This window comes from Microbacterium proteolyticum (assembly GCF_029639405.1).
Taxonomy (GTDB): domain Bacteria; phylum Actinomycetota; class Actinomycetes; order Actinomycetales; family Microbacteriaceae; genus Microbacterium.
The window spans coordinates 1,143,693-1,157,134 of record NZ_CP121274.1; the positions used below are offsets into that span (position 1 = coordinate 1,143,693).

The 13,442-nt window shown below is 69.0% G+C and carries 13 protein-coding genes; 4 read left to right on the forward strand and 9 right to left on the reverse strand.

All coding sequences use genetic code 11. The annotated features are described in order from the left end of the window. The first annotated feature begins 16 nt into the window (after nt 1-16). Both P8R59_RS06125 and P8R59_RS06130 read left to right on the forward strand, forming a co-directional pair. The gene (locus P8R59_RS06125) at nt 17-1,123 is read left to right on the forward strand and encodes a sensor histidine kinase (protein ID WP_278103178.1); all 1,107 of its coding nucleotides are present in this window, start codon (nt 17-19) and stop codon (nt 1,121-1,123) included. Nucleotides 1,124-1,177: 54 nt separating this feature from the next. After that, nucleotides 1,178-1,783 (forward strand): response regulator transcription factor, encoded by a 606-nt coding sequence (locus P8R59_RS06130; RefSeq protein WP_278103179.1) that lies wholly within the window; start codon nt 1,178-1,180, stop codon nt 1,781-1,783. A 698-nt stretch (nt 1,784-2,481) separates the two neighbouring features. On the opposite strand, the gene P8R59_RS06135 is transcribed toward P8R59_RS06130, so the two are convergent. From P8R59_RS06135 to P8R59_RS06160, 6 genes are all read right to left on the reverse strand, one after another. After that, nucleotides 2,482-2,973, reverse strand: coding sequence for a hypothetical protein (locus P8R59_RS06135; protein WP_278103180.1), 492 nt, complete (start codon nt 2,971-2,973; stop codon nt 2,482-2,484). Then, complete coding sequence (locus P8R59_RS06140; RefSeq protein WP_341210522.1) at nt 2,974-3,753, reverse strand: TIGR04255 family protein; 780 nt, start codon at nt 3,751-3,753, stop codon at nt 2,974-2,976. A 211-nt stretch (nt 3,754-3,964) separates the two neighbouring features. After that, nucleotides 3,965-4,351: a DUF779 domain-containing protein gene (locus P8R59_RS06145; RefSeq protein WP_278103181.1), complete on the reverse strand. Its 387-nt coding sequence runs from the start codon at nt 4,349-4,351 to the stop codon at nt 3,965-3,967. A gap of 221 nt (nt 4,352-4,572) precedes the next feature. Next, complete coding sequence (exaC, locus tag P8R59_RS06150) at nt 4,573-6,123, reverse strand: acetaldehyde dehydrogenase ExaC (protein ID WP_278103182.1); 1,551 nt, start codon at nt 6,121-6,123, stop codon at nt 4,573-4,575. A gap of 263 nt (nt 6,124-6,386) precedes the next feature. Beyond that, nucleotides 6,387-6,962: a sugar O-acetyltransferase gene (locus tag P8R59_RS06155; protein WP_278103183.1), complete on the reverse strand. Its 576-nt coding sequence runs from the start codon at nt 6,960-6,962 to the stop codon at nt 6,387-6,389. Further along, nucleotides 6,959-7,825, reverse strand: a complete 867-nt coding sequence (locus P8R59_RS06160) for a helix-turn-helix domain-containing protein (protein WP_278103184.1) — start codon at nt 7,823-7,825, stop codon at nt 6,959-6,961. Before P8R59_RS06160 ends, P8R59_RS06155 begins: the two co-directional genes overlap by 4 nt. A 126-nt stretch (nt 7,826-7,951) precedes the next feature. Between P8R59_RS06160 and P8R59_RS06165 the strand changes: the two genes are divergently transcribed. Together P8R59_RS06165 and P8R59_RS06170 are read left to right on the forward strand one after the other, a co-directional pair. Then, nucleotides 7,952-8,371: a (R)-mandelonitrile lyase gene (locus tag P8R59_RS06165; protein WP_278103185.1), complete on the forward strand. Its 420-nt coding sequence runs from the start codon at nt 7,952-7,954 to the stop codon at nt 8,369-8,371. After that, nucleotides 8,368-9,402 carry a zinc-binding dehydrogenase gene (locus P8R59_RS06170; protein WP_278103186.1) on the forward strand — a complete coding sequence of 345 codons (1,035 nt, stop codon included), beginning with the start codon at nt 8,368-8,370 and terminating at the stop codon, nt 9,400-9,402. Before P8R59_RS06165 ends, P8R59_RS06170 begins: the two co-directional genes overlap by 4 nt. A 61-nt stretch (nt 9,403-9,463) precedes the next feature. Here P8R59_RS06170 and P8R59_RS06175 read toward each other — a convergent pair whose 3' ends face one another. From P8R59_RS06175 to P8R59_RS06185, 3 genes are all read right to left on the reverse strand, one after another. Beyond that, nucleotides 9,464-9,988 (reverse strand): hypothetical protein, encoded by a 525-nt coding sequence (locus P8R59_RS06175; protein WP_278103187.1) that lies wholly within the window; start codon nt 9,986-9,988, stop codon nt 9,464-9,466. A gap of 28 nt (nt 9,989-10,016) precedes the next feature. Continuing rightward, entirely contained in the window at nt 10,017-11,324 is a 1,308-nt protein-coding gene (locus tag P8R59_RS06180; RefSeq protein ID WP_278103188.1) for a GAF domain-containing protein, read from the reverse strand. A 212-nt stretch (nt 11,325-11,536) separates the two neighbouring features. Next, nucleotides 11,537-13,396 carry a M1 family aminopeptidase gene (locus P8R59_RS06185; protein WP_278103189.1) on the reverse strand — a complete coding sequence of 620 codons (1,860 nt, stop codon included), beginning with the start codon at nt 13,394-13,396 and terminating at the stop codon, nt 11,537-11,539. Nucleotides 13,397-13,442: the final 46 nt, after the last annotated feature.

Consider the following 13,442-nt stretch of genomic DNA (forward strand, 5'->3'; position numbering starts at 1 on the left):
CTCTATCGTGAACGACATGGACGAGACGACCAGCCCGGGGCGCTTCCGCGTTCCGGGCCGGCGCTCGTTCACGCGGGGCTGGTTCATCGGCGGGGGCATCTCGCTCATCTGGACGTTCCCGACGCTGGTGTCGATCTGGGAAGTGCCCGATCCCGTCGCTCATGCCGTGGGAACGCTGATCGTGGTGGTGTTCGCGGCGGTGTTCCTCGCGTCCGTGCCGTTCGCGCGTCGGACGACCTCCGGGTGGCGCCGACTGATCCCGGCCGCGGTGATGTTCGCTCTGAGCCTGAGCCTGACGCCCTGGATCGGCGAGGACGTGCGGTGGATGTGGACGTTCGTCGGTGTCGCCGTCGCGGTGTCGAGCGTCGCACGGCGCCCCACGTGGATCCTCGTGCTGCTGCTGAGCGCGCTGTCGTTCGTGGTGGGGGAGTGGAGCGGCGCCGACACGTTCACGAACGTGCTGAACTCGGCGATCATCCTCTCCATCTCGATCATGATGTTGAGCTTCGTGCAGAACATCACGACCCTCGAGCGACTCCGCGCCGCGCAGGAACAGGTCGCCGAGCTCGCCGCCGAACGCGAGCGCAGCCGCGTCGCGCGCGACGTGCACGACATCCTCGGCCACTCGCTGACCGTGATCACGGTGAAGGCCGAGCTGGCCGGAAGACTGATGGATGCCGGCTCCCCGGCCGCCCGCGACGAGGTGGCGCAGATCGAGCAGCTGTCGCGCGGTGCGCTGGCCGACGTCCGCGCGACGGTGCACGGGTATAGAGGTGTGAGCATCAGCGGCGAGCTCGCCGCGGCCCGCGCGGCGCTGGAGAGCGCCGGCGTCGCGCCCGAGCTGCCCGGGTCGACGGATCAGGTGCCGTCCGACCGGCGCGAGCTTGCGGGGTGGGTGGTGCGCGAGGCGGTGACGAACGTGGTGCGGCACGCCGAGGCATCCGTGTGCCGGGTGTCGCTGGACTCTCGCTCGGTGGAGGTCGCCGACGACGGGCGTGGGCCGTCGGGCGCGTCGTCTGGCTCGGGGCTGTCCGGGCTGCGCGAGCGCGTCGAGACCGCGGGCGGCCGCATGTCAGTGGGGCGCAGCGACCTCGGCGGATTCCGAGTGAAGGTGACCTGGTGATCGGTATGACCTTGGGCCGCAGCGGCCTCGGCAGATTCGGGGCGGGGTGACGTGGTGATCCGACTTCTCATCGCCGACGATCAGGCGCTCGTACGCGGCGCTCTCGCCGCGCTGCTCGGGCTGGAGCCAGACATCGAGGTCGTCGCCCAGGTCGGCCGCGGCGACGAGGTGGTCGAGGCCGCGCGCGCGTCGGAGGCGACCGTGGCGCTGCTCGACATCGAGATGCCCGGCATCGACGGCATCGCCGCCGCGTCTCTTCTGCGTACGCAGGTTCCCGGATGCCGCGCCCTCATCGTCACGACCTTCGGCCGGCCGGGATACCTCGCGCGTGCCATGCAGGCCGGGGCGTCAGGGTTCGTGGTGAAGGACACCCCCGCGGCGGAGCTGGCGGATGCGGTGCGGCGGGTCTCCGCCGGGTTCCGCGTCGTGGACCCGGTTCTGGCCGCCGAGTCGCTGGCGCAGGGGGATTCTCCCTTGACCGAGCGCGAGACGGACGTGCTCGCCGCCGCCCGCGCCGGCGGGTCGATCGCCGACATCGCCCGGATGGTGCACCTGTCGGAGGGGACGGTGAAGAATCACCTGTCCAGCGCTATCGGGAAGACCGGCGGGCGGAATCGCGCGGATGCCGTGCGCGTGGCCGTGGAGCGGGGGTGGCTTTAGCCGGCATCTTCGGCCGCTCTTTCAGAGAGCGGCCGACGGCCGCAAACTTCTCCCTGCCTCTAAATGAAGGCCAATCTTGTGGGCTGAGGTCGATGCAATTTCTGCGGCGCGACTCGCGGAGTTGCGCGCCAACGGGCGCACGAATCAGGATCGGCGGCGGGACGCCCAACACACGGCATTGTCCGCCTGCGCGGCGTAACCGTTGTCGAGGCTTGCCAACCTGTACGTGTCCGACTAATGCTCGACGTACACAAACACACTGCGCGCCAACTCACCCTGCGCCCGACGTCGCTTCGAGTTTGAAGCGTAGTCCAGAAGATGTTGCACAAGCGTGTGAGCAGGGTTGTAGGGCGGTTCGGGTTCAAGTGGATCGGGTACCACCCTGAACGCCTGCTGGGAAGGCGCGCTGGATAGCGGCGAGCGGAATGCTTCGATATCCGCGCGGTTCGCATGCGCGAGCGCGCTGTGACTCTCAGTTGTGATGGACGCCGGAGTCAGCCCAAGGGAGCCGAGAACGTCACCCCTGTACACGGAGCAGCCGTCCGCATCGAAGCGGAGCGCACCTCCCTTGAGATGGCGGACACCGCTCCCCTCATCCCAGATGGTCGAGTCAAAGTGAGCGGGATCGGTAGCGTCAAAGCGCCTCCATAAATGCACGTTCGCTCCGACCGCCCCCGGATTGCCTCTATCGACCACCGCTAGGCAAGGGGTATGGGGTACGCCAAGCCTGAAGACATGTCAGCCAAGATCTGCCGCGTGGCTACGATCGCCGGATCACGATGCTCCCACCAGGCGGTGATCGTCACTTCGAATTGAAGCCCGCCTCGATCCGACGCCACGATCAAGATTTCGGTTTCATCCTCGTAGTCGATGGTCAGAGACTGACCGTTGACCAGCCACTCAACAAGGATGCCGCCCTCGCCATTGGAACCGATCTGCGGCGTTGGCGCCCCGTCAGCAAGAAGTGTGCCGAGGAGTCGCAAAATCCGGGCATATGCAGCCCCAGATGCAGCATTTTGACGGATAGCAAGCGCGCGCAACTGGCGGTACGCAGACATGATCAGAAGCCGTCGGGGTCGAGAAACGTTGAGGCCGAGCTCTCCGTATGTGAAGGAGGGCGTCAAAACGCTGGCATGGACGTCACCAACCGTGAAGGATTCGGTCTGGGGAATCGTCAGGCTCGGAGTCAATTAGGCCTCCCACTCATTGATCGCGTCGCTGGAGACTACAGCAAAGAACATTTGCTTCGAAATTTTGTGTGCGTCATCGATCATCATGATCGTGTCGTCGGTAATTAGCTGCGTTGTGGCGAACAACTTAGTGGATACAGTCAAGACTGTTTGGTTTGGCTCGCCGGCTGGTTGGATCGAGGCTGTGACTTGCGCCGTTCCATATTCAAGGACAACCTGAGCCGCAACTTCGTACCCTTCTGCGATAACAGTTCCCGGAACGGGCGTATCGAGCTGTCTAAAGGGGGCATACTTCGCGTGCAATCCTGACTCCGAGGTGGGCACACGATTCACATAAGAGAACTCTGCAATCAGAGGGATCAGACCCTCCCCGTCCACTGATGGAGCGAGCTCGCCGATAAGCGCGAGCATTCTCGGCCGAATCGCGTCATCGAACCCAGGATAGGTGCCTGCCTCATCGGAGGTCCGTCGCCAGTTGAGCAGTAGCCGATCGTCCTGGGTCTGGACGAGCCAGGCCTTGTCCGGAGAGGTAGACCAGAGGCGGGTAGGCGGGGCGGAAGCCACGAACTGCATCTCAAACTCTGGGCCGGATTGTCCAGATGGTCGTGACGGAGGAAGCGTCGGTTGCGCGGTTACGTCTGGATACTGGTCCATCCAGGCTGAAGTTTCCCGCACCAGTCCCACAACGTCCAGCCCCCGCGGGCGGAACTCGATCCCTGCGACGGCCTCCACGACGGGCGGATTCGTCAGACTGCGATCAGTCACACGGCCGGTAGACACACGTCAACTGTATCGGAACACGATAGAGGCCTCTCTAGCGGGTGAATAAGGGATTGTGGGCCGGAGCTCGTCCGTTCACCCATCGCGACGCCGCCGTCACCACCGTCGGTCTTCGCACGCGGGCGAGGCGGGTGTGAACCGTCGCACTCCCCCCTCGAGCTCGGGGAACATGGACACTGCATGCTTGCAAGATCAGGACGCATCCGGCTACCTACACCCCCACCCCGAATGCCACCGCCTCCTCCTCGGTCAGCATCCGCGACCGGATGAGGAACCGCATCCCCGTCGGCCCCTCGACCGAGAACCCGGCACCGCGGCCCGGTACGACGTCGATCGTGAGGTGCGTGAACTTCCAATACTCGAACTGCGACTCCGACATGTAGACCTCGATCGGGTCGTCGAGGCCGACGCCGATGGTGCCGAGGTGCACGTCGCTGGGACCGGTGAGGAACATCCCCACCGGGTAGCACATAGGGGAGCTGCCGTCGCAGCAACCGCCCGACTGGTGGAACATCAGCGGGCCGTGCTTCGCCGTCAGGTCGCGCAGCAGCGCGGCCGCGGCATCCGTCACATCCACGCGGGAGAGTTGTGTCGTCATGTCCCACTCCTTCCGATTCATGTCCCAAGAGTTGTCGATATGGCGGCCCCGAAACCGCAACAAGTGGGACGCACCTGCCCAGGGAACCGCAACAAGTGGGACGAGGCCCCGGCGACGCCGCAGCGCCACCGAGCAAATGGGTGTGACCCCCGGGGGGCATCCCGGGGGTCACTGAGCGTCGGCGACCCGCCGCCCCGGCGCTCCGTCCGCGAGGCGCCGGCTTAGAAGAAGCCCATCGCCCCTTCGGCGTACGACACGAGCAGGTTCTTCGTCTGCTGGTAGTGGTCGAGCATCTTGAGGTGGTTCTCGCGGCCGATGCCCGACTGCTTGTACCCGCCGAACGCGGCGTGCGCCGGGTACTGGTGGTAGGTGTTGGTCCAGACGCGTCCGGCCTCGATGGCCCGGCCGGCGCGGTAGGCGGTGTCGCCGCTGCGGCTCCACACACCGGCGCCGAGGCCGTAGAGGGTGTCGTTCGCGATCGAGATCGCGTCGTCGAAGCTGTCGAACGACGTGACCGCGAGCACCGGACCGAAGATCTCCTCCTGGAAGATCCGCATGTCGTTCGTGCCCTCGAAGACGGTCGGTGCGACGTAGTAGCCGCCCGACAGCTCGCCGCCGAGGTCGACCCGCTCGCCACCGGTGAGCAGCTTCGCGCCGCCGGCCTTGCCGATCTCGATGTACGACAGGATCTTCTCGAGCTGGTCGTTCGAGGCCTGAGCGCCGATCATCGTCTCGGGGTCGAGCGGGTTGCCCTGCTTCACCTTGCCGACGCGCGCGAGGCCGTCGCCGAGGAACTGGTCGTAGATCGACCGCTGGATCAGCGCCCGCGACGGGCACGTGCACACCTCGCCCTGGTTCAGCGCGAAGAGCGTGAAGCCCTCGAGCGCCTTGTCGTAGTAGGCGTCGTCGGTCGCGCGGGCCACGTCCTCGAAGAAGACGTTCGGGCTCTTGCCCCCGAGCTCCAGCGTCACCGGGATGAGGTTCTGCGACGCGTACTGCATGATCAGGCGGCCCGTGGTGGTCTCACCCGTGAAGGCGACCTTGCGGACCCGCTTGTGCTGCGCCAGCGGCGCCCCCGCCTCGATGCCGAAACCGTTGACGATGTTCACGACACCGGCCGGCAGCAGGTCGCCGATGATGTCGAACAGGAACAGCAGGGATGCCGGAGTCTGCTCGGCCGGCTTGATCACGACGCAGTTGCCCGCGGCGAGCGCCGGGGCGAGCTTCCAGGCGGCCATCAGGATCGGGAAGTTCCACGGGATGATCTGCGCCACCACACCGAGCGGCTCGTTGAAGTGGTACGCGACGGTGTTCTCGTCGAGCTGGCTGAGCGACCCCTCCTGGGCCCGCAGCACACCCGCGAAGTAGCGGAAGTGGTCGACGGTCAGGGGAATGTCGGCGGCGAGCGTCTCGCGCACCGGCTTGCCGTTCTCCCACGTCTCGGCGACGGCGATCATCTCGAGGTTCTGCTCGATGCGGTCGGCGATCCTGTTCAGGATGACGCTGCGCTCGGCGGGCGTGGTCTTCTTCCAGGACGCGAACGCCTTCCAGGCGGCATCCACTGCCCGATCGATGTCGGCGGCGTCGCCACGGGCGACCTCGCAGAACGGCTTGCCGGTGACGGGGGTGATGTCTTCGAAGTACTCGCCGCTGTGCGGCTCGACCCACTCCCCGCCGATGTAGTGGCCGTACCGCTCGCGATACTGGGCGACGGCCCCGCGCGAACCGGGGGCGGCGTAGACGCTGGAAACGCCTTCTTCGACGATGGTCATGCGTGTCTCCTTCGACGGTCATGAGACGCCGCGACGGCTTCGGGCGGCGATGCGCCGAACGTACGCCGCGCCACGTTGCATCCGGTTGCACGGGGTCGGACCGGGGGGTCGGGACCGCGAGAGCACACGATCCGTGCGAAAGCACACGGTACGGCCGCCCATAGCGTGTGACCTCGCACGGATCGTGTGCTCTCGGCGCCGCGCGACCGCGACCGCACCACGCGCACCCCGCCCCGCGCGCGCACGCGCCGCCCGACCCGCCCCTACGCCGGGTCGTGGATGCCGCGCACCACCCGCGCGGGAGACCCCACCGCGATCGTGGCCGCCGGGACGTCTCGCGTGACCACCGATCCGGCGCCGACCACCGCATCGTCGCCGATCGTCACTCCGGGCAGGACCGTGACGTTCGCCCCGAGCCACACGTTGCGTCCGAGGACCACCGGCGCGGGCAGCAGATCCGCGCGGCGAGCGGGGTCGATGCCGTGCTGCAGCGTCGCGATCACCACGTTGTGGCCGATCAGGCAGTCGTCGCCGATCGTGATGCCACCCTGGTCTTGGAAGCGGCATCCGGAATTGATGAACACCCGCTCGCCCAGCCGGATGTTGCGACCGAAATCGCTGGTGAAGGGCGGGAAGAGCGTGACGGATTCGTCGATCTCACGCCCCGTCAGCCGCGCGAGGAGGGCACGCACGTCGTCGGGCTCGCGGTACGCGGAGTTCAGCTCGGCCGCGATCCGCAGGGCCTCCTGACTCGCGGCGTGCATGACGTCGTGCAGGGGCGATCCGCCGGTGATCGTGTCACCGCGGTCGAGGGCTTCGAGAAGATCATCGACGTTCACGGGCGACCCGCCTCGCTGAGCGACCAGCTGGCGAGCATCTGCAGGCGCTCGGCCGACGGCGACCCGGGTTCGGCGGTGTAGACCAGCAGCGCCATCCCGTCTTCGGCGGTGACGGCGAGTTCTTCATACGCGAGGGTGAGCTCGCCGACCACCGGGTGATGGAACCTCTTGGTCCCGGTCCCGTGGGTGCGCACGTCGTGCGCCGACCACAGGCGGGCGAAGGTCTCGCTGCGGGTCGTGAGCTCACCGACGAGGTCCTGCATCGTGCGGTCGTGGGGGTCGCGCCCGGCCTCGACCCGCATGATCCCGACGCACATCTGCGCGAACAGCTCCCAGTCGGGGTAGAAGTCGCGCGCCGCCGGGTCGAGGAACTGGAATCGCGCCAGATTCGGCGCCCGCCCGCCGGCACCGATGACGGGGGAGTAGAACGCCGCTCCGAGGGCGTTCGTGGCGACGAGGTTCTGGTGGCGGTCGCGGACGAACGCCGGCCCGCCGGTGATGGCATCCAGGGTCCTCTGCAGACCCGGACGCGCGGACACAGTGGCGCTCGACCGTCGCCGGGGTCGCCCGGAGGTCGGGATGCCATCGGCCGCCCGGGCGAGATCGAGGAGGTGCATCCGCTCGGTCTCGTCGAGCAACAGGGCGCGGGAGAGCGACTCGAGCACCGCGGCGGAGGCACCGGCGATCTGTCCGCGCTCGAGCTTGGCGTAGTACTCGACGCTCACGTCGGCGAGCATCGCGACCTCCGCGCGCCGCAGACCCGGAACGCGCCGATTGGCGCCCGCCGGCAGCCCCACCTGCTCGGGGGCGACGCGGGCGCGGCGGGTCGTGAGGAACTCCCGCACCTCGGCCTTGTTGTCCATGCCGTCCACGCTAGGACCGTCGCGCGGAGGAAGGGATGCCCTGGCGGTACACCTTCCGTCAGGGCCTCCCGCGGGAGCCGTCGACGGAGTGTGCTGGGCGTACCGCCCTGACGAACGGAGCACACCATGCGTACCCTCCCCATCCCACCGACCGTGAAGAACCCGCCCGAATGGTTCACCGGTGACGTCTGGCTCGACCCGGTCGTGTCACCGCAGCACGACGGTCAGCGGCTCCACGCGGGCCTCGTGCGGTTCGCCCCGGGCGCGCGAACGGCGTGGCATTCGCATCCGCTCGGCCAGACCCTGCGGGTGGTCGAGGGCACCGCGCGGGTGCAGGCGCGCGGCGGCGACATCGTCGAGGTGCACGCGGGCGAGACGGTCTCGTGTCCGCCCGGCGAAGAGCACTGGCACGGTGCCGCACCCGACAGCTTCATGACCCACCTGGCCCTGTGGGAGACCCCCGAGGGCGCGGAGAGCGCGACGTGGGGTTCCCACGTCTCCGACGACGAGTACAACGGCCCCACCACCGAGGAGAGCAAACGATGAGAGCCACACTGATGTACGGCGCGGGCGACGTCCGCGTCGAAGAGGTCGCCGATCCCACCATCGAAGAAGCCACGGATGCCGTCATCCGGGTGACGTACGCCTGCGTGTGCGGGTCCGACCTGCACCCGTACCACTCCCTCGAGCACACCCCCGAGGGGCGCCGGATGGGTCACGAGGCCATCGGCGTCGTCGAGGAGATCGGTGAGGACGTCCGCACCCTCGCGGTCGGCGACACCGTGATCGTGCCTTTCGCCTGGTCGGACAACACGTGCGTGTTCTGCCGCGACGGCATCACGACGTCGTGCGTACACGGCGGCTTCTTCGACGGCGCCGGGTCGGCGACCCAGGCCGAGCGCCTGCGGGTCCCGCAGGCCGACGGCACCGCGGTCGTCGTCCCGGCCGGCACCGACGAGGCGCTCATGCCCTCGCTGCTGACGCTGTCGGACGTGTACCTGACCGGACACCACGCCGCCCACCGGGGCGGCGTCGCGCCGGGGAAGACCGTCGTCGTCATCGGGGACGGCGCCGTCGGTCTGTCCGCGGTCCTCGCCTCGCGTCAGCTGGGTGCCGAGAAGATCATCCTCATGGGGCGCCACGAGGCGCGAACGAGCCTGGGTCGCGACTTCGGCGCGACGCACGTGGTCGCCGAGCGGGGCGACGAGGGCGTGACCCGCGTGCTCGACCTCACCGGCGGCGAGGGCGCGCACGTGGTGCTGGAAGCCGTCGGACACATGCCCGCCTACGAGCAGGCGTACCGGATCGTCCGCCCCGGCGGAGTCATCTCGCGCGTCGGCGTCCCCCAGTACGAGGACGCACCCGTCGGCTTCACCTCGCTGTTCGGCAAGAACGCCACCCTGACCGGCGGACCCGCGACCATCCGGGCGTACATCGAAGCGGCGCTGCCCCAGGTGCTCGACGGCAGCATCGACCCCGGCCGCGTCTTCGACCGCGAACTACCGCTGTCCGAGATCGCGGAGGCGTACCGCCTCATGGACAGCCGCGAAGCGCTGAAGGTGCTGATCCGGCCCTGACGCCCTTCACGAAGGAGGGATGCCGCGACCCCGAGGCCGCGGCATCCCTCGCTTCACGCGCTCACGCGTCGGCGTCGACCAGCACCGACCGCAGCGGGGGGACGTTGACCTCGTGCAGGTCGACGTCGTCGAGGCGCTCGATGCTCACCACGCGCGGAGCGATGGCGCGGTCGTCGGCCACGATCCAGCTGCCGACGAGGAGGAAGCGGTCGTTGCCCGCGGTGATGGGCCCCGTCACGGCGAACGTCGCGGCCGTCGGCGTGACGAACGTGACGCGGACGGGAGTGCCGTGGGGGAGGGTCGAGGGGTCGACGACGTCGGCCGACAGGGCCGGCTCGGGCGCGGAGATGCCGAGATCGATGCGCTGGATCTCGGCGCTGGTCGCGAGGATCACATCACCGACGAGCGGCTGCCCGCCCACGCCGATGCGGACGGCCCCCTCGATCGCGTACAGACCGTAGCGGGGCGATCGCACCAGGACGCGGGCGATGTCACCCGCCTTGACCTCGGCGACGGCCTCGCGGATGCGCCCCACATCGCGACGGGCGCGAGCTGCCGAGAAGATGTCGAGCGTCTGTTCGTCCATGGATTCAGCGTAGCCACGGGGTCCGACATCAGTCCTGTTCGAGACGCTCGATCCGTGACACGAGCCCGGCGCGCTTCGGCGACCGCGCGGGCAGCATGCCGAGGCACAGCCGCAAGACCTCGGCATCCTCCCGCCCGTCGACGGTGTCGGCGTACGCGAGCAGCACGTCGATCCCCGCCTCCTCGATCAACGCCTCGCGCAGCGCCTGACGCACCGACTCCCGCACCTCGGCCACCCCCGGCGCCACCGAATCGGGCAGCACCGGCCCGCGGTAGGCGGCGAGCGCGACGCGGTGCGCCCCGCGATCGAGCAGCGACACCATCTGCTGGGCGTCGGTCTCGAGGCCTTCGGGCAGCCGGTAGGGGCGGGAGGCCGGCACCAGCGCGGGCGCGAGGGGCTCGAGCACCTTCCGCAACCGCACCATCTCGGGGCGCAGCGTCTCGGTGGCGGGGTGCCCGTAGACCGCTTCGCTGAGCGCCTCGGCCGACATCCCCTCGCGGTGCACGGCGAGCAGCAGCAAGATCTCGGCGTGCCGCGCGCCGAGCTCGACCACCGTCTCGCCGGACTCGCCGGACACCTCCAACAGCGCCCGATCCCGGCCGAGGATCCGCAGCAGCGCGCGCGTCCCGGGGGAGCGCCGCGGTCGACGCGGCGGGGGGTCCTGCTGCGCCCGGAGCCGCCCGACGAGGATCTCGCTCTCGATCGCCCGGGCCGTGGCATCCACCAGCAATTGCGCTTGCGGGGTCACGGCCTCGGGGCCTCCCGTGACGTCGATCATGCCGAGCAGCCGCCGCGTCTCGGGATCGTGCACGGGTGCCGCGGTGCACGACCACGGCTGCACGAGACGGTTGAAATGCTCCGCCCCGCGGATCTGCACCGACCGGTCGAGCGTCAACGCCGTGCCGGGCGCGGACGTGCCCACGACGTCCTCCGACCAGTTCGCCCCGGCGATGAATCCCATGTCGCCGGTGCGCGCGCGGATCTGTCGATCACCCTCGACCCACAGCAGGCGACCGGCGGCATCGCCCACGGCCACCACCACGCCGGAATCCTCCGCCGACCCCGGCAGCAGCAGGGCGCGGATCATGTCCATCACCCCGGCGAGCGGGTGCGCGCGGCGATACGCCTCGAGCTCCTCGGACGCGAGATCGAGTGTCGGCAGACCCTCCGGACCGACGAGGGATGCCAGCGACCGCCGCCACGACTCCTGCACCAGCGGACGCACGTCGCTGAGCCGCCGATCCTCGTTGCCGGCGAGCAGTTCGTCGTGGGCGCGCGCGATCAGCAGCCCCGAGTTCTCGGGGGAGACGGCGGGTCGCGACCATGGCGAAGACACAGGACTCCCATCGGCGGTGACGGTGTCGTGCCCAGTGTAGGTCGCCGTCCGGGGGGAGTGGGCGGGTTCACAGCGGGATGCCAGGGGTCGGGCCGGGATGCCGCCCTCGGCGCTCGCACGACGGGTTCGGGGCGTGATTCTCGGTTTGGGGCGCGGGTTTTCCGCCCCAAACGGAGAAACGCGCCCCAAACCCGGGGTCGGGGCCGCCGAGCTCAGTCGACCTTCCGGCGCCGACGCGCGGCGACCAGGACGACGGCACCGCCGACCAACAGCGACAGCGCGGCGATCAGGGGCACGGTGGCCGGCTCCGCGCCGGTCGCGCTGAGGGTGTGCGGGAGCGCGGCCGACGACGGGGTCGGGGATGCCGATTCCGTCGGACTCGGGCTCGCCGCCGCCGACACGGTCACGACGAGTGATGCCGTGGTGAACGGTGCGCCGAAGAAGTCGGTGCCCGCTCCGGTCAGGGTGACCGTCCCCGGCGTCGACCAGTCGGCATCCGCGGTGTCCCACGTGACCGACGCGGGCGAGCCCGGTCCCGACCGGTAGTTCGGTGTGACCTCCGTGGGGAGGACGGGGGCCGTGCCGACCGTCGTCTCGGCAGTGAGCGGCTCGAACGAGACGATGTCCTCGGGGACCGCCGGCGGGGTGTCGCTCGAGATCCACTGCACGAGCGTGCGACTGAGGTCTCGGCCGGACACCTCGTTGGCGAGCGCGAGGAAGTCCTCCGTGACGACGGACGACGTCGCGTGCTCCTTCGTCCACGCCCGCATGATCCGGTCGAAGCCGTCGGGGCCGACGGCGTTCATGAGGGCGCTGTAGACGTAGGAGCCACGCACGTAGCTCTGGTTGCCGAAGAGTTGGGCGGGGTCGGTCCACCCGACGGTCGGGACCTCCCAGATGTCAGGGTCGCCCTCGGGACCGATCGCCTCGGCGGCGAGGTCGCGCGGATCGCCCTGCTCTCGCACCTCCCACGCGTAATAGGACTCGAAGAAGGAAGCGCCGCCCTCGCTGAGCCAGATCTCCGACCAGGTGCGGGGACTCACCGAATTGCCGAGCCACATGTGAGTGAGCTCGTGGAGCAGCGTGGCCTCGTCGATCCCGCCGTCGAAGAACGGCCGGTCCTGCGTCTCTAGGGCGTACCCCACGCCGGCGTAGTCGTAGATGAGGCCCGTGCTCTCCCCGGGGTACGGTCCGAGCTTCGTCTCGAGCCAGTCGAGCATCGAGGCGATGCGCCCGCGCATGCTCGCCACGAGAGCTTTGTCCTCGTCGGACGCGTCCGCCGTGACGAACGACCACTCGGGCAACACGCGGCCGCTCGCCAGCGTGATGGTGGAGTTCTGGATGTCGTAGTGCCCGACCGCGAGCACGAGCATCGACGTCGACAACGGCGTCCCGACGTGCCACGACCATCGCGTGCGATCGGCGTCGACGGGCTCCTGTCCGACGAGATCGCCGCTGCTCGCCACCGACAGGTCGCGAGCATCCGTCTGGGTCGGAGCGGTGACCTCGATGTCGTAGGTCGCCTTGTCGCTGGGGGTGTTGTTGCTCGGCAGCCACGTCATCGTGCCCACCGGCTGCCCCAGCGCCACCACGCCGCCGCTCGTCGGCATCCACCCCTCGAACGACCCGTCCGGATCCTCGTGCGTGCCCGGAGCGCCGTGGTACTCCACCGCCACCGTGAAGTCGCCGGACACCGGAGCCGCCGGCGTGACGACGAGCTTGTGCAGCGTCGCGTCGTTGTCGTCCTCGCGTGCGAAGGTCGCCGCGACCCCGTCGACGGTGACGGTGTCGACGGTCAGCCCCTCGAAGTCGAGGCGGATCGTGTCGAGGGTCGCCGCGGCGGAGGCGGTGATCGTGGTGACCACCGAGATGTCGTCGTTGGCTCGGTAGTCCATCTGCACGTCGTAGTGCTCGACATCGAAGTCCGACGTCCCCACCGCGGGGAAGATGTCGGCGGCCGGGTCGATGGTGTCGGCCACTGCGGCGCCCGGCAGGACCACGGCGGTCGCGAGGATTCCGATCGTCACCGTGGTGACGCTCAGCGCACGGAATGCGGGAGAGAGGGGGGTCATGAGGATGACCCTAGACACTGGGCGTTTCCCCAGCATTTCCATGGCG

What these genes read in the sequence shown, in the direction of transcription:
- P8R59_RS06125 (WP_278103178.1), top strand. Translation starts at nt 17, where the DNA reads ATGGACGAGACGACCAGCCCGGGGCGCTTCCGCGTTCCGGGCCGGCGC.
- P8R59_RS06145 (WP_278103181.1), bottom strand. Translation starts at nt 4,351, where the DNA reads ATGACGACACAACTCTCCCGCGTGGATGTGACGGATGCCGCGGCCGCG.
- exaC (WP_278103182.1), bottom strand. Translation starts at nt 6,123, where the DNA reads ATGACCATCGTCGAAGAAGGCGTTTCCAGCGTCTACGCCGCCCCCGGT.
- P8R59_RS06160 (WP_278103184.1), bottom strand. Translation starts at nt 7,825, where the DNA reads ATGGACAACAAGGCCGAGGTGCGGGAGTTCCTCACGACCCGCCGCGCC.
- P8R59_RS06165 (WP_278103185.1), top strand. Translation starts at nt 7,952, where the DNA reads ATGCGTACCCTCCCCATCCCACCGACCGTGAAGAACCCGCCCGAATGG.
- P8R59_RS06170 (WP_278103186.1), top strand. Translation starts at nt 8,368, where the DNA reads ATGAGAGCCACACTGATGTACGGCGCGGGCGACGTCCGCGTCGAAGAG.
- P8R59_RS06175 (WP_278103187.1), bottom strand. Translation starts at nt 9,988, where the DNA reads ATGGACGAACAGACGCTCGACATCTTCTCGGCAGCTCGCGCCCGTCGC.
- P8R59_RS06185 (WP_278103189.1), bottom strand. Translation starts at nt 13,396, where the DNA reads ATGACCCCCCTCTCTCCCGCATTCCGTGCGCTGAGCGTCACCACGGTG.